Origin of the sequence: Exiguobacterium sp. s166, assembly GCF_018618855.1 — a bacterium.
Lineage (GTDB): Bacteria > Bacillota > Bacilli > Exiguobacteriales > Exiguobacteriaceae > Exiguobacterium_A.
Genome location: NZ_JACSMU010000001.1, coordinates 811,586 through 830,699, shown reverse-complemented (window position 1 = coordinate 830,699; position 19,114 = coordinate 811,586). Strand labels below are relative to the sequence as shown.

Genomic DNA, 19,114 nt, shown 5'->3' with positions numbered 1-19,114 from the left:
ATGCGGCCGATTCTGATTGTCGTCGTTCTGGAAGCCTTGCTCAGCCAATTGGTCCGACCGCTCTTTTTGACTTCTGAAGGTTACGTCGCAACCGTTCTTGCCATCAACTCGGTCTTGCTGATGTTTTATCTTCTCCGGCAAGCCGAGACGACACCGTTGTTCCTGATTTTCGTGACAGCGTTCCTGATCCGGCTGACATTGATGCTGGTTGATTTGGAGCTGTTTCGGCTCCCGCCGCACAGTGGTGACGATACGGAAGCGTTTCATCTCGAAGGATTGCTGATTTATACCGACCCGACGATGTTCAACGAAGTCGTCCGGGGAAGTTACTCCAAATTTTTAGGAATCTTTTATCTTGCGTTTGGTCCGGAACGGATGCTCGCCCAGTACTTCAATGTCATTCTCGGCGTCGTCTCGATCGTCATCTTGTCGAAAACGTTGCTGCTTTTGAAACTGCCGATGCATTACGTCCTGATCGCAACCGGTGTGTTTGCCTTCTTTGCCCAGGGCCTGTTGTTATCACCGATTCTCTTACGCGACCAGCTCGTCGCACTCGGAATCGTCTATACGCTCTACTACATGGTGCGCTGGACGCTTGATAAATCGGTGACGAGTCTGACTTTCGCCTATCTCGGTTATTTGATCAGTACGATGTTTCATTCGGGTCTCGCAATCGGGATTCTGGTCCTCCTCCTCTACTTCTCCTTTTATAATCACGAGACGCAACGGATGGATTTTGAAGCTTCGAAAGTACAGCGGTTGCTGGTCCAAGTCGTCATCGTCGGGTTCATCGTCTACAGCTTCCAGGACGTGCTGTTCGCGAAATTCACTCACGTCTCTGAAAACGGACAGCTGTTCAGTGGGATGAGTTATGACCGCGGCGGATCAGCCTATCTGAACGGATTGATGGTGACCGGACCGTCGGACATGGTCCTGTACGCACCGCTGCGGATGATTTACTTCCTGTTCTCGCCGTTTCCATGGCAATGGTCGAGTGTGATGAACATCGCGATTTTCTTCGCCGATGCGGCTTTTTATCTCCTGTTATGCGGTCTGACACTGATGCATCTGAAATATTTGAAACAACACCCGCTCGGCAGTGTGCTTCTGTTCATGCTGATTCTGTTCATGGTTAACGCCGTCATTTTCGGTCTCGGGACAGGGAACGTCGGAACAGCGATCCGTCACCGGTATAAACTGTTTCCGATGCTGCTGATTGCTTATACATCGATTCATTACATCCGCTATCAAGTGCTCCACCACTTCGAGGAGGTTGAGAAACGTGCAGAATAAGACGATTTTAATTACCGGGATTGCAGGATTCATTGGATTTCATGCGGCACGTCGCTTTATGGCGGAAGGGTACCGGGTGATCGGACTGGATGAAGTCAATGATTATTATGATCCGTCACTGAAAGAAGCCCGCCTGATGGAACTGGATCCGAATCGGTATACGTTTTACCGGGTGTCACTCGAAGATGCGGCGACAATCAGTCGGATTTTCGAGACGGAACAGATTGACCTGGTGCTCCATTTAGCGGCTCAAGCCGGCGTCCGGTACAGCATCGATCGTCCTGACGTCTACATCACATCGAACATCGTCGGGTTCCTGTCCATCCTCGAAGCCTGCCGGCACTATCCGGTTGAACAATTGATCTATGCCTCTTCGAGTTCCGTCTACGGATCGAATACGAAGATGCCGTTCGCAACGACGGATGCCGTCGATCATCCGCTCAGCCTCTATGCCGCTTCGAAAAAAGCGAATGAGCTGATGGCACACACCTACAGCAGTCTTTACGGAATCAAGACGACCGGACTTCGCTTCTTCAGCGTCTACGGACCATGGGGACGGCCGGATATGGCCTTGTTCAAGTTCACGGAAGCGATTGCGAAAGGACAGCCGATTGATCTTTACAACTACGGGGAGATGGGACGGGATTTCACCTACGTCGATGACATCATCGAAAGCATCTACCGGTTGATGCAGACGGAACCGGTTGCCGATCCGGCGTTTGATCAGGAAAATCCGTTGCCTGACCGCAGCAATGTTCCGTACCGTGTCTTTAATATCGGCAGTCACAGCCCGATCCGGCTGAACGAATTCGTCGCCTTGATTGAAGAGCGGCTTGGTAAAAAAGCCATCAAACACGAAATGCCGCTCCAGGCAGGAGATGTTCCCGAAAGTTTTGCTGATGTTGAATCGTTATTCGAGACGATAGGTTACCGGCCGCAAACGACGATTGAAGCAGGTGTCCATGCATTCATCGACTGGTACGAACAGCATTACCGGCTGAAGGAGGAAGTCCAGGATGGCGCTTAAAGAAGAGATTTACTATAACTCTCCAATATTTATTCAGAATATTTTGACATCCATGTACGGAAAAAAGCTGATGCAGGAACGTTACGGTCCGGGATATGAGAAAAAAATTCAAGAACTCCGAGTCAAAGACCGGACAGTCGATTACCGGATCGAACAGCTGGAACGGCTGAATACGTTTCTCCTGTTCATCCGGGAACATACGCCTTATTACCGGAAACTGTTTCGGGAGCACGATATCCGTCTTCCGTTCACGTCAATCGACCAGTTACAGACGATTCCGATTCTTGAAAAAGAAACGTTACGGCAACAAAACGAATCCTTCATGTCGGAAGTGGACGCGCCGGTTCGCGGCCGGACCGGCGGGACGAGTGGAAAATCCCTCCAAGTCGCCTTCATGCGGGAAGACGTTCAGGAACGGATGGCGCATCTCGATTACTTCAAGGAATTGCACGGCTTTCATTCCGGGATGCGACGCGCGAGCTTCACCGGGCGGACGTTAACCGCGATCGATCAGAAAAAACCGATCTTTTGGCGGAAGAACCGGCCACTCAATCAGTTGTTATTATCGATCTTTCATATGAAAGAAGAAAATTTTCCGGCTTATATCGAAGAGTTGAACCGGTTTCGGCCGGCGGCACTCGACGGCACACCAACCGCGATGCTGGAGATTGCCTTATATCTGCTGAAACATGAGTTACGGCTCGACTTTCCGCTGATCGCGATTTTCCCAACATCGGAAACAGTGACGCCGGAGATGCGCCGGTTAATCGAAGAGGCGTTTCAAGCGCCGGTTTTTGACCAATACGGTTCATCGGAAGGGGCACCGATCATCTCGGAATGCCGGGAACACAAACTCCATCTCCATCACGAAACCGGCATCATCGAACCGTATGGGGACAGGGGAGAAGTCGTCGTCACATGTTTTACGACCCGCGGGACACCGCTCGTCCGGTACCGGATCGGCGACCGGATGACACTCGGACAAGAGGCTTGCACCTGCGGACTGAACGGTCCGGTCATCGAGTCGATTGACGGGCGGGGAACGAGTTATATCGTCAGCGAGAAACGCGGCAAGGTTTTTGAAGGCGACATCACGACGATCGCCCGGGAACTGCCGAACTCGGTCTTACGCCTCCAGGTGGAACAACATGCGCTGAATCATGTGACGCTCCGTTACATTCCCGACGAGCAGCGGTTCGTGCCGAAACATGAAAAAATCCTGTTGCGGGAGATGCAGAAACTCCTCGGATCGTCGATGCAGGTCACCCTCGAGCCGGTCCGGCAGATGAAGCAGGAACCGAATGGAAAAACACTGATTGTCAAACAGTCGATGAAATAGGAGGAATCCATCATGAACAAGGCAGTCAAACACATCGTAGATACGACAGCAGCCGAAACACGATCACTCCCCATCGCCAACCGTTCGATTGCCGTCGTCGGTCTCGGATATGTCGGTCTTCCCGTCGCCGTCGCCTTTGGCGAAAAAACGGAAGTCGTCGGCTTTGACATCAAAGAACAGCGGGTCGCCGAACTGAAAGAGGGCATCGACGCAACGCTTGAACTCAGTCCGTTCGTCCTCAAAAATGCCGACGTCGAATACGTGACGGACGCAACAGCACTTGGTGTGAGTGATTTCATCATCATCGCCGTCCCGACACCGATCAACGCCCAAAATCAACCGGATTTGACACCGCTTCTGCGCGCTTCACACCTCGTCGGACGCCAACTCAACAAAGGCGATATCGTCGTCTACGAGTCGACGGTCTATCCGGGAGCGACGGAGGAAGATTGTATTCCGGTCCTTGAAGAAGCATCCGGTCTGCGGGCCGGGATCGACTTCTTCGTCGGTTACTCGCCGGAGCGGATCAATCCCGGTGATCATGAGCATACATTCAAGACGATCAAAAAAATCGTCTCAGCCCAAAATCAAGAAACACTCGATATCGTTGCTGAAGTCTACGAAGCGGTCGTCGAAGCCGGCGTCCACCGGGCGTCCTCGATCAAAGTCGCCGAGGCGGCAAAAATCATCGAGAACACGCAACGCGACTTGAACATCGCGCTAATGAACGAACTGGCGATCATCTTCGACCGGATGAACATCGATACGCTTGAGGTTCTCGAAGCCGCCGGAACGAAGTGGAACTTCTTACCGTTCCGTCCGGGACTCGTCGGTGGTCATTGCATCGGGGTTGATCCGTTCTACTTGACGATGAAGGCCGAGTCGCTCGGTTACCATCCGGAAGTCATCCTGGCCGGACGCCGGATCAACGATACGATGGGACGTTTCATCGCCACCTCGCTCGTAAAAAATCTGATCAAACAAAACATGCCGGTTCTCGGTGCGCGGGTGACGGTCCTCGGTCTATCGTTCAAGGAAAACGTCAGCGATATCCGGAACTCGAAAGTCGCGAACCTCGTCAAGGAAATCGAAGAATTCGGTATCGAAGTCCAGGTGACGGACCGCCTTGTCGAAAAAGGAGATGCCAAACGCGAATACGGAATCGATTTAGTTGATATGGCAGACTTGAAACCCGCCGACGTCGTCATCTTCGCCGTCTCGCACGAAGAATATGTCGAAGGCAACTGGCTGCTGGCGCAACATCTGCTCAAAGTCGGTCGCGGAATCGTCATCGATATCAAAGGGATGCTGGAACCGGCGGAAAAACCGGAAGGGGTGCATTTATGGCGACTTTAAAAATTCTTCAGGTCTGCGCCCTCGATACGACGGCCGAGACGATGTTACAACCGTTGCTGTTAGCCTTGCAAAATGCCGGACACGAAGTCGGCATTGCCTGTGCCGACACCGGGGCAGCATCGAAACTCGCGGCGCAAGGATTTACGATGCACGACATTCCAATCGAACGGAAAATCGACTGGACGAGTAACTGGAAGACGATTCGTTCGATCGTCCAGATTTTAAAGACCGAACAATATGACGCCGTGCATGTGCACACGCCGGTCGCGGCCGCCCTTGGCCGGGTCGCAGCGAAGCGGGCGGGCACGAAACACATCGTCTATACGGCACACGGTTTTTATTTTCATGAAAAGATGGGACGCGTCACGTACCAGCTGACGTATTCCGTCGAGAAATGGCTGGCACGGTTCGCGACGGATTATCTATTGCTCCAAAGTCAGGAAGACTACGAACTGGCGAACCGGAAACGATTTAAAAATACGACCCGTCTGATGCATCTCGGGAACGGGATTGATTTGACCCGCTTCTATCCACGCCCCCGCCAAACGACCGGACCGTTCACGTTTTTATTCATCGGGCGGATCGTCGAAGAAAAAGGAATTCTCGAACTGTTGAACGCTTTCGAACAGGTTGTCGCGGTCCAACCGGACGTCCGGTTGATGATTGCCGGTGAGATGATGGAAAGCGAACGCGATCAGACGACGAAACATACGTTCAGGAAACGGATCCGGGAAATCCCGAACATCGATTATCTCGGTTTCGTCGAAGATGTACCGGAACTGTTGCATCAAATCGATGCGTTCGTGTTACCGTCGCACCGCGAAGGTGTTCCCCGCTCAATCATCGAAGCGATGGCGACGGCGAAACCGGTCATTGCGACAAACATCCGCGGCTGTCGGGAAGAAGTAGTCGACGGCAAAACCGGTTATCTGGTCGAGGTACAGGATGAAACACAACTGGCCCGGCGGATGCTGAATCTGGTCGAACAGCCGGACGTCGCGTCTGAAATGGGACGGGCCGGATTCGAACGGGCGATGAAACACTTTAACGAAGCAGATGTCATCAAGCGGCAACTCAATCTCTTTTCGAACTTATGAGAAGGAGGACGTTATCATGAAACGGACATTCGATTTCACTGTCAGTCTACTCGCTATCCTCGTCCTGTTGCCGGTCTATGCCTTCGTCGCCGTATTCGTCTATACGAAGCTCGGACGACCGATTTTCTTTAATCAAGTCCGTCCGGGGTACAAAGGAGAACTGTTCAAGATTTATAAGTTCCGGACGATGTCGAACGAAACCGATGCGGACGGCAAGCTGTTACCGGATGCCGACCGGATTCCAAAATCGGTCGAATGGATCCGGCGCCTGAGTCTCGACGAGATCCCCCAGTTCTTTAACATCCTGCGGGGACAGATGAGTTTCGTCGGACCCCGTCCGCTGCTCGTCAGCTATTTGAACCATTACTCAAAAGAACAGATGACACGGCATGACGTCCTGCCGGGCTTGACCGGATGGGCGCAAATCCACGGTCGAAACGCGACGACCTGGCAGGAACGGTTGGAACAGGATCAATGGTATGCAGCGAACCATACGTTCCGACTCGATTTATATATTCTTTGGAAGACCGTCAAGATTGTCATTTCTTCAGAAGGGAATTCGACCGACCACCAGACGGGGATGGGTGAGTTCAAGGGACTCGATGGGGGTGTCCATCATGATGTCGCTAAGCAATGAACGTCTGATTCACGATCCCTTGGAATGGGATGCCCTTGTCGCCCGATATGGACTTGATTGTTATTATGAATACGCTTACTTTGAACTGGCGCAAGAACCGGAAGCGGTACCCGAGATGTACATTCATCCTTCCGAGTCCGGTGTGCTGATTTATCCGTACTTGAAACGTAAAATAACCGGCACACCGTTTCAAGACTTAACGACTCCATACGGATACGGCGGACCGGTCTTCGTCGGACGCTGGTCGAGCGATCAAGTCGAGGATATCCGCCGCCACTTTCTCGATTATTGTCACGCGGAACGGATTGTCAGCGAAACGATTCGTTTTCATCCGCTCCTTGAAAATCAGGAACTTGGACAGGTTTGGTGTGAGACGACGACAGTTCTGCAACAGACGGTGACGGTCGATCTGACCGATTCGTTTGAGACGATTGAAAGTCGGTTCTCTTCGATGACACGGCGGAACATCAAAAAAGCCATTCGGGAAGACGTGACGGTCCGGGTCGCGGGACAGGACGAATATGACCGTTTCATCCGGCTTTACCGGCTGACGATGGACAAACACCAGGCCGATGCCCGTTATTACTTCACCGACCATTACTTTCACCAGTTTCAGGATGGGCGACTGCCGGCCGAATTATTGGTCGCTGAGCAAGAAGGAAAGATCATTGCCGGTTGTATCGTTCTCTACGGTCAACAGTTTGCACATTATCATCTCGGTGCATCCGATCCGGCGGAACTGGCAGCCCGTCCGAATCATCTTCTGTTCGCTGAAATGATCCGCCGTGCCAAGGCACTCGGAAAAACGGCCCTTCATCTTGGAGGAGGAACGACGCGGAACGAGAACGACAGCCTGCTCGCCTATAAACGTTCCTTCAGCCATCGCCAGACATCGTATACGCTCGGGACATCAGTGCTCCATCCTTTACTGTACCGGCAATTATCCGAACAGCATCTCACACACCACATCCCGTCGTCGCAAGACTGGTTTCCGGCATACCGGACACCTGTCCGCCAACTGTCACCAAGGGAGGAGCAGTCATTATGAAACACATCCCGTTATCAATCCCGCATCTCAGTGGTCAGGAAATACGTTATGTTACGGAAGCTTTGGAAACGAACTGGGTCGCGCCGCTCGGACCAAATGTCGAAGCATTCGAGGCGGCAATGAAAACGTACAGCGGTGCAGCAGCGACACTTGCAACAAGCAGCGGGACCGCAGCCATCCACTTAGCCTTGGCGACGCTCGACGTCACGGCAGGGGATGATGTCTTTTGCCAGTCGTTAACCTTTGTCGCCTCGACGAATCCGATCCGCTATGTCGGCGCAAGACCGGTTCTGATCGATTCCGAACCGGAAACGTGGAACATGTCACCGGCGGCACTGCGCCGGGCGATGATTCAAGCCGCGACCCGGGGACGCCTGCCGAAAGCCGTCATCGTCGTCCATCTGTACGGGGTCGTTGCGAAGATCGAGGAGATCGCCGCCATCTGTGAGGAGTATGATGTGCCGTTGATCGAGGACGCGGCAGAATCTCTCGGATCAACGGTCAACGGCCGGATGACGGGCACGTTCGGAACGTTCGGCATCTATTCGTTTAACGGTAATAAAATCATCACGACGTCGGGTGGCGGCATGCTGGTCTCAAATGACACCAGATTGATTGAGCGGGCCTTTTATCTCGCGACTCAAGCCCGTCAGCCCGTCTTACATTATGAACACACGGAAGTCGGCTTTAACTACCGGATGAGTAACGTCTCTGCCGGCATCGGACGCGGACAGCTGGAAGTGATCGAAGAGCGCGTCGAGGCACGGCGGACGATTTTTAATCGATACGTCCGGGCGTTCGAGACGGTCGATACCTCGCATTATCAACAGGAGATTGAAGGAAGCCGTGCAAACCGCTGGCTGACGGCACTGACGTTACCGGGCGGCATGGAACAACGGGATATGTTGATTCGGCAGTTGCAGCAAAAAAATATCGAGGCGCGTCCGGCCTGGAAACCGATGCATCTGCAACCCGTCTACCGGGATGTTCCGTATATCACGGCGAATGAGGAGGATGTCAGTCGCCGTCTGTTCGAGGAAGGAATCTGTTTACCGTCCGCTTCGCAAATGAGTTTTACGGATCAGGCACTCGTCATTCGTTTTGTTCGCCAGGGACTCGTTGAAGATGTTCGACGAAATGTTCAGTTATGAATGTGTGGGAGGGAGACATCGTGATGAGCGATTTGGAGGAAGCGATTGAAGCACTCCGTCTCGCTGCGAACGGGAAAAATGAACTGACGGCAAATACCTACTTTCGCTGGCAACTGAATACCCAGTATCCAAGCGTCGCGGAAATCCTGATTTTATTCGGATCATGGCAAATCGCTCTCGAACGGGCCGGTATCGGTCATGTCCGGGTACCCTTCACCAAGTCGGATATCATCGAGGCCTTACGAGCCGCGAAGGAAGAACTGGAACCCTTCACGAGTGCGACGTATCGTGAATGGGCTCAGCAACATCAGGCGCCGAGCTTGACCGATATCGTCCATCAATTCAACTCGTGGCAGCAGGCATTATCGGAAGCAGAAATTTTAAAAGAACGGGTGCAGGAGATGGAGCGCCGGATCATCGAATCGTTACTCGAAGCACAAGAGACGTTATCCGTCCTGACGAGCCAGACGTATACGAAATGGGCAGCCGGAAAAAACCGGCCGACGGTGGCAACGATTGCGAGACGGTACGGATCGTGGAGTAATGCTCTGGAAATCATCGGGATTGAACAACCACGCAAACGCTGGACGGAAGAGGAAGTGTTACGCATTTTACGGGAGGCATCGGTTGAAATGGATGGTTTGACGATTGCACACTATCAACGCTTCAGTGAGGGACGGGAGGCGCCGAGCATCGGTGTCATCACGGCCTTGTTCGGCAGTTGGAGCAATGCGGTGATGATCGTCTCCGACCAGCAATCGTAAATCGACTTGATCCGAAGGAAAAGGGGATATCATGATGAAAAAATGGACGTGGCTGATCATAACAGTGGTTGGTATCGGGTTACTCGTTTTTTTCGGATCAGGTGGGTACATCCAGCAGGCAGATCATCCGACGAGCAAGCAGGCGGAGGTGGCCGATTCGACACATGTCGAGGCGACGACTCCGTCTCAACCGGCAAAAGCCTCGAAGAGCAAACCGGCAAATCAACAAAAGGCGTTGTCGTTTTTATTGCTTGGTGTGGATCAAAGGGGAGACGAAGCAGGACGGAGCGATACGATGATTGTCGTGACGGTTAATCCGGCGACCGGCGAAAGCAAGATGCTCAGCATCCCCCGCGACTTGAAGACGGAAATCATCGGTGTCGGTTCGAACGACAAAATCAATCATGCCTATGCCTTCGGAGGTCCGGAAATGGCACGGGATACGGTCGAGCATCTACTCGATCTGCGAATCGACTACTTCGCCGAAATCAATCTCAAGGGGTTCACCGATTTAGTCGATGCCGTTGATGGAGTGACCGTTGAAAATGATATTAATTTTTCCTATTATGAGATGCAGTTCCCGAAAGGTCCAGTGTCACTGAACGGAAAGGAAGCTCTTGCGTATGCCCGGATGCGTCACGATGATCCGCGGGGGGACTTTGGACGGCAAATCCGGCAACGGCAGGTTGTTCAGGCCGCCGCAGATAAACTGACGGCTGATTTTTCCTTGACGCGTTTTAACGATGTGTTGACGGCACTCGGTAAAAATGTCAAAACGGATATCCCGTTCCCGGTCGTCCGGAAGCTTGCGACCGATTACCGGGACAGTTTGAAACAAGTCGAGACGTTGTCGCTTGAAGGAAGCGGCGGCATTGAGTCGGATCAGATCTATTACTGGCATCCGACAGCCGCTTCGCTGAAGCAGGTCCGGACCGAGTTGCAAAAGGAACTGAAATGATGGTTATAGTCCTCGAAAAAGGGCGGCAGATTAAAATCCGCCGCCCTTTTTCATATTCATGCCCGACGTTGAAACCAGGATGGATGGTTGTTTTTAGTTTTTCGAACGGACAATCGTCCGGACAGGCAGGAACTTAACGGCCGCATAGATGAAATACAAGACCGTCATGATAGCGGCTGCACTCCAGATGAGCTGGTAGCTGGCACCGTTCGTCCCGAACCGCAGTCCGACGAGAGCCGGAACGATTAGCGTCAGCCAGCTGAGGACAATCGCAACCCGTGCCGTCAGAGCATCGATGCTGATGTTTAATCCCATCCCGAGGAAAAATAATCCCCACAGGATGACCCAAAATAACCACGTCGCACCACCCATGAAATCGCCGGTACTAAAGCTGACCCCTGCATAAAACAGCGCGGAGATGGCGACAAACAGCGAGAACCAGCCGACGCCGCTCCCATCAAGACCAAATAAAAAGGTGATGCCGACATAGAGGTACGTAAACGCAAATAAATAGATGCTCGCATAGCCGAACGTCAATGCCGGATCTCCGGCTGCCCCGATGACGAGCCAGGTCGCGATGAACGTCTGCAGTAATCCGGTCAACAGACTGAACAGGCCTGCACTCTTCAAATCGACTTTACCGAACAGCGACAGACTATTTAAAAAGAGGGCGACGCCTCCGAATAACAAACTTACATTTCCCACGTGAATTCCTCCATTAAGACGTCAGACGTCTGATTGTTATCTCCACCATATGATGAATTCGCTTCCATTGCAAGTGAAATTTTTAAGAGAAAATCAACAAAAAAGACTCGCGATTCCACTTTCCGAAGAAAGCGGATCCGAGAGTCTGTTCTTAACGATTAAGGACGGAACGTAACGTCGTTTCTGTTTGAGGAAGGGTCCCTTTTAACGTGACGAGACCGTAACGTGTTGAACCTTTTTTAATGAAGAAGACCCGTGTATAAGCAGATTCCGGAGTGTAACCGGTCTTGCTTGCATAGACACGCGTATCACCTGGAAGTGACGTGTTCGTGTGATACCACGTCAACGTCCGGGCATACGGTCCTTTAACGGTCGTCTGGAACGACTTACGTCCGCTGACCGTCATCAGATAACTGTACTTGGCATAGGTATTGGCAAGCTTCTGCATATCCGCCGCCGTCGTATAGTGGCTTGGATGATAGAAGCCGTGTGGATTCATGAAATGACTGGCCGACATGCCGATTGCTTTCGCTCGGCTGTTCATCATGGAAACGAAGTTCGACTCCGAACCGCCCGTACGGACCGCGATGGCTTTCGCGGCATCGTTGCCTGACCGGATCAGCATCCCGTTTAACAGTTGACGCATCGTGACTTTGTCACCCGATCGGAAACCAGCGGAGCTGCTGCCGGCAGGAACAGACAACATCGAATACGTCAGTGTAAATGTCTGATCGAGTGTCCCCTTTTTTGCAGCCGCGTCATAAGCGACAAGGGCCGTCAATAATTTTGTCGTACTCGCCGGGTAACGGCGGGCAAAGCTTTCTTTCGTCAGTTCATAACCGGATGATCCAAGCTTGAAATAACGCATTGAAGCAACCGGATAACTGCCGCTCGCTGGAGCAGGAGAGCTCGTCGTCAGCTTTCTGGCGACTTGGTTCGAAACATAATAGTAGTTCGTTTTCCCTTTGACCTTATACCAGCCATTCGAATAGGAAACGGCATTGAACTTTGACTTGTATGTAGCATGCCGCTTGATATTTTTAGAGGAAGCTGTACTTGGTGACGTGCGGACGTTTGCGCCGGCCGTCGAGTAAACGATGATTTTATATGTCTTGACGGAACTTGTTGTCACCTTTTTAGCGACTTGATTCGACAGATACCGATAGGCACTTCCATCTTTGATTTTGTACCAACCGTTCGAATAGGAGACCGCTGTGAATTTAGCTTTATACGGAGCACGACGGGTAATGGTTGCAGATGAGCTTGTACTCGGCTTCGACCGGATGTTCGCTCCAATCGTCGACGTGACGATGACCTGGTAGCTTGCTGCTTGGGCAGGAACGGCCGGGAGACATAACGTAATAAGTAGGACAAGCGTCAAACCAATCCTGAATAATGATTTCATAAAAAAACTCATTCCCTCCTTTTGCAAAATATGTTCTTATCATAAAACAAAAAAAGGAAATTATCTTCTTTTTTAAAAAAATACTTTAGTTACACGAAGTGTATGAAAACCGCTAACATAGGGTATGAGAGCAAAAGACGTGTCCAAGGAGGAATTTAGATGAAGATTGCAATAATTGGTTTAGGCGATATCGCTCAAAAGGCATATTTACCGGTCTATGCGGAGCGGACGGACTTAGAGGTCTATCTTGTTTCAACGGATCAGGAAAAAGCAGAACGGTTACGGAACGCTTACCGGTTTGCCGGAACATTGTCTTCACTCGAAGACGTGATCAAAGAGGGGATTCAAGTCGCGATGATTCACTCAGCAACGAAAGCCCACGCGGAACAAGCGAAACAGCTGCTGACGGCAGGTGTCCATCTCTACATTGATAAACCGGTCTCGCTCGAAGTCGCGGAAGTCCGGGCCTTAACAGAACAGGCGGAAGAACAAGGACTGCATTTCATCACCGGCTTCAATCGCCGGTTCGCATCTGCCCATCGGACGTTACTCGAAGTCGAAGAACCGAATCTGGTCGTCATGCAAAAAAACCGGACATCCTTCATCGAAGATGCGAAGACCTTCATTTTTGATGACTTCGTCCATGTCGCGGATACACTTCGATTCCTGACGGGACGAGGTGAAATCGAACAGTTGCAAGTCCGCGGTAAAAAAGTCGATGGGTTGTTGCATCACGTGACGATTCAATTCGAATCGAACGGTATCACGGCGATCGGCATCATGAACCGGAACAACGGCGTGACGGAAGAACGCGTCGAAGTAATGGGACCAAATGAAAAACGGATTGCGACAGATGTGACGTCGGTGGAACGGCTGACGAAAGCCGGTACGTTGCGTCTTCCGCTCGATAACTGGGAGCCGACGCTTCACCGTCGCGGATTCGTTGAGATGGTAGATGCGTTCATCGAAACCGTCCACGGAAATCCGTCAGCATCTGTCACGGGGAAAGACAGCCTGGCGACGCACGAGCTGTGTGCGGAAATCGTCAGTCGACTGGATGCATTGTAATTCTTTTATGTAAGTAAAAACGAACGCTGCCTCTTGAATCATCAAGAGACGGCGTTCGTTTTTTTCGTTTACTGATCAGCTTTTTTTAATTGATAGATTCGTTTCCCGCCCGTACCTTCGAAGGTGACGGTAAGACCTGCCCGGCTGAAGACATAACTGACGAGCCCTTCGGATTGGGGGAGGCGGGCCGATAAATCCGGTTCGAAGCGGACTGTCTCTGTATCACTCCGGGTTGCATCAGTCGTTCCGAACTGTTGATACTGGATCGTTGCCAGCAACGTGTGTGGTTTACCGAATGATACTTTCACTTGACCTGTGGCAGGGAAGGATTGTTCTTGCAGCCCGTCATCGAGAATACTGCGCTCGATTTGATAAGTACCCGCTGCTTGTTTTAAGCGCTCGATCATCGCTTCGGCACTGAGTTGAATCGACTTTGCCTGCAAGCGAACCGAATTATCTTGTGTTAACGGCAACTGTTCAATCTTTCGGGCAGTAGTGACGGCGTCATGAAAATGGTAACTCGCAAATTGCGTTTCCAAGCGAACCATCAACTGAGCTGCTTCATCCATCGGGTCCTGACGGGTCGATTGATCGACGGCTTTCGTATATTGTCCCATGTCCAGTTCGTCCTGGATACGTGACGGCTCCTGGGAACACCCCATCAACAGACTGCATAAAAGAAGTATGGCGAACATTCTCATGCGGGCACCTCCGTCCGGACGATGTGCGTGATCTGCAGGTGATCCGTATGTAACCGAACACTGTAACGGACAACGTACGTGACGAGCTGATGACCGGCAGGAAGTTGATACGTTTCAATCGTCCTTACCTGATAGGAATCTCCTTTTGAGACGAACCCCTTAAAGTCAACTGTCTGGAGGCGCGGTGGAATCGGACTGTCGGAAGCGGCATGGATCGTCCGTAACGCCCCGACTTCTGACTGAAAGGCATCCAAGGTCGCGAACTGGATGGCGGAGAACGTTTCCAGTGTATCCGTCGCTTTTGAATAATTGGCTGTTTCCGGAACCGTTTGTGTATATTGACGGACGAACTTCAAGATATCGTAAGAGGCCGGAGGGTTTTCCGACGAATAGGTTTGATTGTAGGCAGATGTCTCATCGGACCAATCCGACAAAGGTAAGGCTTGAACGGGCGCCGCCAGCGTCGTGCGGGCTGAGTCGGTTTGCGTCAAGGCATACCATGTCCCGATCGATCCAACCGCTAACGCGAAAACGATAATGAAAGATAAGATGTGACGGCTGGATTTGACCGGCGTGACCGGTAATTCCTCATCGAAGCGTTGTTTTTTGAGGACAGGATGTTTGCAGTAGGAACATGCTGTCGCTTCTGTTTCCAATGGTGTTCCGCAAAGTGAACAACGTTCCATGAACCATCCCTCCTAAGTAAAATGACATAATATTTTTTGTATCGAATAATATTTTTGAAATTCTAATTTAGAATAACATTAATTGGAAATCAAATCAAAAAGCAATGGGCTGAAGGCGGTAGTTGTTCGGCTCAACAGAAAAAAGGATTCTTTCCACGGGTGTGGAAAGAATCCTTTCTCATATGAAACTTTCATGTTCTTAGACGGAATAACTGCCGTCCGATTGCTCGGTTAACTCGAGTGTGTCTTTCGCAAAATAGCTGTCGACGACACGTGAAGCCGCCGAACCATCTTCCATCGCACAATACGCTTCCCGGAAGGAATCGAGTCGCGACTGGTAGTCGTTCGTCAATTGCGGGATATTCGCCAAGGCCTCAATAAAGGCATCTTCGGTCTCAAGAATCGGTCCCGGTAAGTCTTTGTAGTAATCAAGATAGAAACCGCGTAACGTATCGCGGTATAAATCAAGATCGTAAGCATAAAAGAACATCGGCCGGTTCATATTCGCGAAATCAAAGAAGACGGACGAATAGTCGGTAATCAATAAATCCGTGATCAAATAGAGTTCCTGAATATCCGGATAACTCGTGACATCGATGAAACGTTCCCGGTGTTCGGCAGGAATCCGCGGTTTCTTCGTCACAAGGACATGGGTCCGGATCAAGAAGACGTACTCGTCTCCGAGCGCTTCAGCGACGCGGTTGAAATCGAACGGATAGTCAAAGAAGAACTTTCCGTTTCCGAGCGACTGATGATCGCGGAAAGTCGGAGCATATAAAATGACTTTCTTATCATCCGACAATTGGAGTTTCGTCCGGATGCTTTCGATTGTCTTCGGCTGATTGTTCGAGAAGAACAAGTCATTGCGCGGATAACCGGATTCAAAAATCGGTCCATCATACCGGAAGGCACTTTTGAAAATCGTCGAGGCATAAGCACTCGGAGACAACAAGACGCTCCACTGCTTGATCGAGTTCGTGACCCGGTCGATGTATCCCTCGTCCCGTCCGTGAATCTCGTCCAAATCGAACAACATCTTCTTGAGCGGTGTGCCGTGCCACGTCTGAATATAGGTCGTCTCTTTCCGGCGTGTGAAGTAATGCGGGAAGTTCTGGTTGTTGACCCAGAACTTCGCCGTCGCCAGGTAATAGAAGTAAGCAGGTGACAGACGTTTGATGACTTTGGCATTCGGATCCCCGAGATACAGACGCTTATGATAGACCCAGACGACTTTATAATCGAGATCACGTCGTTTTAATTCTTCATAGATATAACGCGGGCTGTCGGAATACTGTTTACCGAGTCCACTTTCAAACACGACAAGTTTCGGGTCGACCGGCAACCGTTGCATTAAACGATAGGCCAGTTTCATTGAAGGGAAGTAGAACCGGCTCCGGCGATACAGACGGAAGAGAATATTGGCGGCTTCCGCCGTCTGGATTTGTTCGATCCAATTCCGTTCCTTCTTAAAATCGACGATTGTTTGAAGAATTTTCTCCGAATACGAAGACTCGACGGGTTGCAAGAAGGCTGCAGCACGTGCCTGATATTCCGGCGCCATCGCGAACGAACGGGCAGCCGTCGCGTCGAGATCATTAAACAACTCATCGAGTGTCGATGAGATCGGTCCCGGTAATTCCTGTTCCAGATCCAGATAAGAACCCTTTGGTCCGATGAACCGGACCGGGTCAAATTGGAAATAGTGAACCGGACGATTCAAGAAACTAAAGTCGAACGCGACACTCGAATAATCGGTCACAAGGAGCAGACTTTCCTTCATTAATCCTTGTACGTCCCGTTCACCCTGATGGATGACCGTGATCGGCAAGTCTTCGAAGTGACTCGTATATTGTTGCATGTTCGGATGCAGGCAAAAGACGATTTCGAGCTGATGTTCGTCCGCGAATCGGTGTAATCGTTCACTTGTCAGCAACGTCTGATATTGTTGATAATACTCGGATTCAAAGAATTGAAGCGGTGTCTGTAACCAAGAACGCCATGTCGGGATGATCAACATTTGTCGTTTGACTTCGACATCTTTTGCAAGCAAAGCATCGAAGCGGGACAGACCGGTAATCCGGACTTCCCGTTCCGGATACCCCATGTCCTGAGTCACAAGACGTTTTTCCCGTTCTGAACTGACAAGGAATAAATCCGTATCGAACGCCGGTGCGAATTTGCCGTACTGGTCGTCCATGTTTTTCGTCCCAAGGACACCGTGCTGGATAAAGACACGATCAGCTTTCATCTTCCGTTTGAAGGCTTCCGACCGGAGCGGATAAAGATATTCAGCATGATGCGTCCCGATGACTTTTTTCGACATCAGTGAATGATAAATATGTTCCTTTGACTTGAACGGTAACGCATGTCCTAGCTGTTCGACTTGCGAATATTCATTGGACTCAGGATCAATCACGTAATAGACAGGACGATCGGGATACGTCTCGCGCATGTATTTAAAGAAATGATAACCGTTGTCTTGTGCTTTGTAAGGACGTTCGCCGACGAGCCATGTATTCTTTTCGGCAAACAGTCGATAGAGCGGAGCAAACTTCATCATATGATTCAAATAAGCATAGTTGTCATTCGTAAATTCCGTCATTTCGAACGACAGATTCCGGTGTCCGACCGTAAAGTACGGGATGATATGCATCGTCGTCGCATCTCCTTGACCCCGTGTTTCGGGGGTCAATTGACGGGTGATATAACGTGCCCGTCCAAGGCGAAGCAACGTTGGGGCAGAACGGTGGTAATAGTCCAGAGCAACGAAAGCATCATAAATGCCTTCTTGTAAAAGTTGATGCTCCTGGTGCAGACGTGTCCAATTGATGACTGTCCGGTACGTATACCGGTAGAGACCAAATTTTTCGGCACTCCGGGCGTTATCGTACACCCAATCAATCGGGACCGGGATTTGCTCACCCGTCTCGCGGTGCACGAGTTGTAACGTTCCTTTTCGGATGAAAGCATGCCGGGTAAAGATTTTCCCTTTGATTTCCGTTTGATCGGCGACTGGAGAATCAATCGCATCAATCTGCATCTTCGGTTTGACCTTTGGTTCCTTATTTAATAACAGGCGAAGATTCCCTTTTAAATCCGTATACAGGTGGGCAACATGTTGGAAGTCCGCATCAAGCAGTGGTTTTAATGGCGCGGCGATCCGGGTCTCCAAGAACCGGCCGAGAATGATTTCACGTGTGAAGAGATCATCAATAATCGTGGCGTGACTCGGTAAGCCGTTTGTTTCCCATTTCTCGAGCGTCGCAGGTTGGAAATCAGTGACGCTTTTCGAGAATTTGAGCCAGAGCGAGAAACGTCCGGAAGGGAGTTCTGTCTCCTCTTCAGTCGTGTCGTCAGAAGCATCTGTCTCTAAGCTTTCTAACGTGTCTTCAGCCTCTTTCAAAAGCAACGGCTGTTCCTGCTCGGTCAGTTCCTGATTTTCGAGGACACGATTGACGAGGGCAGGAAGTATGTCATGCGTCAACGAAAAGGAAAACTGATGTCCTCCTGAGCTGTGCGTGTTAGGTAAGGCGATTACTTCGTTTAAAAGACGATCGCGAACAAGTAAGGCTTCGACCGTCACTGTAGTATCAGAAAGTTTTCCTGAAAGGGTCTGTTCTTGGAATGTGGAATCCAGTTGCAGGAATTGTTTGAAATTCGATCGTTTTGGACTGTTTTTTTTCGGTGCTGGCAAAATCGTTTTTCCGAATCGTGCCATCCGTAATAATGTCTTGGAAAGACTCACGGGGTAGAACCTCCTCATAAAAAATCGTCTGTTTTCGACGGCGAAAACAAACAGAACGTGTCGTGTGCATGACAATTATCATATCATATTTTACTTTTTTTAGATGGTCAAAATAAAGACAAGTTACAGGAGGC

General features: G+C 50.7%; 16 protein-coding genes. 11 read left to right on the top strand and 5 right to left on the bottom strand.

The genetic code is table 11. The annotated features are described in order from the left end of the window. From KNP93_RS04090 to KNP93_RS04045, 10 genes are read left to right on the top strand one after another with little or no spacing between them, the layout of a single operon-like run. Positions 1 to 1,293 carry a hypothetical protein gene (locus KNP93_RS04090; RefSeq protein WP_214853309.1) on the top strand — a complete coding sequence of 431 codons (1,293 nt, stop codon included), beginning with the start codon at positions 1 to 3 and terminating at the stop codon, positions 1,291 to 1,293. After that, positions 1,283 to 2,320, top strand: coding sequence for an NAD-dependent epimerase (locus tag KNP93_RS04085; RefSeq protein ID WP_114594974.1), 1,038 nt, complete (start codon positions 1,283 to 1,285; stop codon positions 2,318 to 2,320). The genes KNP93_RS04090 and KNP93_RS04085 overlap by 11 nt, the downstream gene beginning before the upstream one ends. Further along, positions 2,310 to 3,659 (top strand): phenylacetate--CoA ligase family protein, encoded by a 1,350-nt coding sequence (locus tag KNP93_RS04080; RefSeq protein WP_214853307.1) that lies wholly within the window; start codon positions 2,310 to 2,312, stop codon positions 3,657 to 3,659. The genes KNP93_RS04085 and KNP93_RS04080 overlap by 11 nt, the downstream gene beginning before the upstream one ends. 12 nt (positions 3,660 to 3,671) lie before the next feature. Continuing rightward, entirely contained in the window at positions 3,672 to 5,015 is a 1,344-nt protein-coding gene (locus KNP93_RS04075) for a nucleotide sugar dehydrogenase (protein WP_131972222.1), read from the top strand. Then, a complete protein-coding gene (locus tag KNP93_RS04070) occupies positions 5,003 to 6,112 on the top strand; it encodes a glycosyltransferase family 4 protein (protein WP_131972224.1) in 1,110 nt (369 codons plus the stop codon). Before KNP93_RS04075 ends, KNP93_RS04070 begins: the two co-directional genes overlap by 13 nt. Positions 6,113 to 6,128: 16 nt before the next feature. Then, positions 6,129 to 6,749: a sugar transferase gene (locus KNP93_RS04065; protein WP_131502321.1), complete on the top strand. Its 621-nt coding sequence runs from the start codon at positions 6,129 to 6,131 to the stop codon at positions 6,747 to 6,749. Continuing rightward, a complete protein-coding gene (locus tag KNP93_RS04060) occupies positions 6,730 to 7,797 on the top strand; it encodes a lipid II:glycine glycyltransferase FemX (RefSeq protein ID WP_214853306.1) in 1,068 nt (355 codons plus the stop codon). The genes KNP93_RS04065 and KNP93_RS04060 overlap by 20 nt, the downstream gene beginning before the upstream one ends. Continuing rightward, positions 7,794 to 8,948, top strand: a complete 1,155-nt coding sequence (locus KNP93_RS04055; RefSeq protein WP_131972228.1) for an aminotransferase class I/II-fold pyridoxal phosphate-dependent enzyme — start codon at positions 7,794 to 7,796, stop codon at positions 8,946 to 8,948. Before KNP93_RS04060 ends, KNP93_RS04055 begins: the two co-directional genes overlap by 4 nt. A gap of 23 nt (positions 8,949 to 8,971) precedes the next feature. After that, complete coding sequence (locus KNP93_RS04050; protein ID WP_214853476.1) at positions 8,972 to 9,712, top strand: hypothetical protein; 741 nt, start codon at positions 8,972 to 8,974, stop codon at positions 9,710 to 9,712. Between the two features lie 34 nt (positions 9,713 to 9,746). Further along, entirely contained in the window at positions 9,747 to 10,670 is a 924-nt protein-coding gene (locus tag KNP93_RS04045) for an LCP family glycopolymer transferase (RefSeq protein WP_131972230.1), read from the top strand. A 93-nt stretch (positions 10,671 to 10,763) separates the two neighbouring features. Here KNP93_RS04045 and KNP93_RS04040 read toward each other — a convergent pair whose 3' ends face one another. Further along, complete coding sequence (locus KNP93_RS04040) at positions 10,764 to 11,375, bottom strand: AmiS/UreI family transporter (RefSeq protein ID WP_131502316.1); 612 nt, start codon at positions 11,373 to 11,375, stop codon at positions 10,764 to 10,766. Between the two features lie 151 nt (positions 11,376 to 11,526). Beyond that, positions 11,527 to 12,780: an SH3 domain-containing protein gene (locus tag KNP93_RS04035; RefSeq protein WP_251138605.1), complete on the bottom strand. Its 1,254-nt coding sequence runs from the start codon at positions 12,778 to 12,780 to the stop codon at positions 11,527 to 11,529. Between the two features lie 159 nt (positions 12,781 to 12,939). Here KNP93_RS04035 and KNP93_RS04030 point away from each other — a divergent pair, with 159 nt between their 5' ends. Further along, positions 12,940 to 13,848 carry a Gfo/Idh/MocA family protein gene (locus KNP93_RS04030; protein ID WP_131502314.1) on the top strand — a complete coding sequence of 303 codons (909 nt, stop codon included), beginning with the start codon at positions 12,940 to 12,942 and terminating at the stop codon, positions 13,846 to 13,848. 68 nt (positions 13,849 to 13,916) lie between these two features. Here KNP93_RS04030 and KNP93_RS04025 read toward each other — a convergent pair whose 3' ends face one another. The 3 genes from KNP93_RS04025 to KNP93_RS04015 form a co-directional block, all read right to left on the bottom strand. After that, positions 13,917 to 14,549, bottom strand: a complete 633-nt coding sequence (locus KNP93_RS04025) for a hypothetical protein (RefSeq protein ID WP_214853304.1) — start codon at positions 14,547 to 14,549, stop codon at positions 13,917 to 13,919. Continuing rightward, the gene (locus tag KNP93_RS04020; protein ID WP_131502312.1) at positions 14,546 to 15,235 is read right to left on the bottom strand and encodes a zinc ribbon domain-containing protein; all 690 of its coding nucleotides are present in this window, start codon (positions 15,233 to 15,235) and stop codon (positions 14,546 to 14,548) included. The genes KNP93_RS04025 and KNP93_RS04020 overlap by 4 nt, the downstream gene beginning before the upstream one ends. 199 nt (positions 15,236 to 15,434) lie before the next feature. Further along, on the bottom strand, positions 15,435 to 18,980 hold the full coding sequence (locus KNP93_RS04015) for a CDP-glycerol glycerophosphotransferase family protein (protein ID WP_131502311.1): 3,546 nt from the start codon (positions 18,978 to 18,980) through the stop codon (positions 15,435 to 15,437). Between the last annotated feature and the right edge of the window lie 134 nt (positions 18,981 to 19,114).

What these genes read in the sequence shown, in the direction of transcription:
- KNP93_RS04065 (WP_131502321.1), top strand. Translation starts at nt 6,129, where the DNA reads ATGAAACGGACATTCGATTTCACTGTCAGTCTACTCGCTATCCTCGTC.
- KNP93_RS04060 (WP_214853306.1), top strand. Translation starts at nt 6,730, where the DNA reads ATGATGTCGCTAAGCAATGAACGTCTGATTCACGATCCCTTGGAATGG.
- KNP93_RS04025 (WP_214853304.1), bottom strand. Translation starts at nt 14,549, where the DNA reads ATGAGAATGTTCGCCATACTTCTTTTATGCAGTCTGTTGATGGGGTGT.
- KNP93_RS04090 (WP_214853309.1), top strand. Translation starts at nt 1, where the DNA reads ATGCGGCCGATTCTGATTGTCGTCGTTCTGGAAGCCTTGCTCAGCCAA.
- KNP93_RS04030 (WP_131502314.1), top strand. Translation starts at nt 12,940, where the DNA reads ATGAAGATTGCAATAATTGGTTTAGGCGATATCGCTCAAAAGGCATAT.
- KNP93_RS04050 (WP_214853476.1), top strand. Translation starts at nt 8,972, where the DNA reads ATGAGCGATTTGGAGGAAGCGATTGAAGCACTCCGTCTCGCTGCGAAC.
- KNP93_RS04080 (WP_214853307.1), top strand. Translation starts at nt 2,310, where the DNA reads ATGGCGCTTAAAGAAGAGATTTACTATAACTCTCCAATATTTATTCAG.
- KNP93_RS04055 (WP_131972228.1), top strand. Translation starts at nt 7,794, where the DNA reads ATGAAACACATCCCGTTATCAATCCCGCATCTCAGTGGTCAGGAAATA.
- KNP93_RS04045 (WP_131972230.1), top strand. Translation starts at nt 9,747, where the DNA reads ATGAAAAAATGGACGTGGCTGATCATAACAGTGGTTGGTATCGGGTTA.
- KNP93_RS04070 (WP_131972224.1), top strand. Translation starts at nt 5,003, where the DNA reads ATGGCGACTTTAAAAATTCTTCAGGTCTGCGCCCTCGATACGACGGCC.
- KNP93_RS04075 (WP_131972222.1), top strand. Translation starts at nt 3,672, where the DNA reads ATGAACAAGGCAGTCAAACACATCGTAGATACGACAGCAGCCGAAACA.
- KNP93_RS04035 (WP_251138605.1), bottom strand. Translation starts at nt 12,780, where the DNA reads ATGAAATCATTATTCAGGATTGGTTTGACGCTTGTCCTACTTATTACG.
- KNP93_RS04020 (WP_131502312.1), bottom strand. Translation starts at nt 15,235, where the DNA reads ATGGAACGTTGTTCACTTTGCGGAACACCATTGGAAACAGAAGCGACA.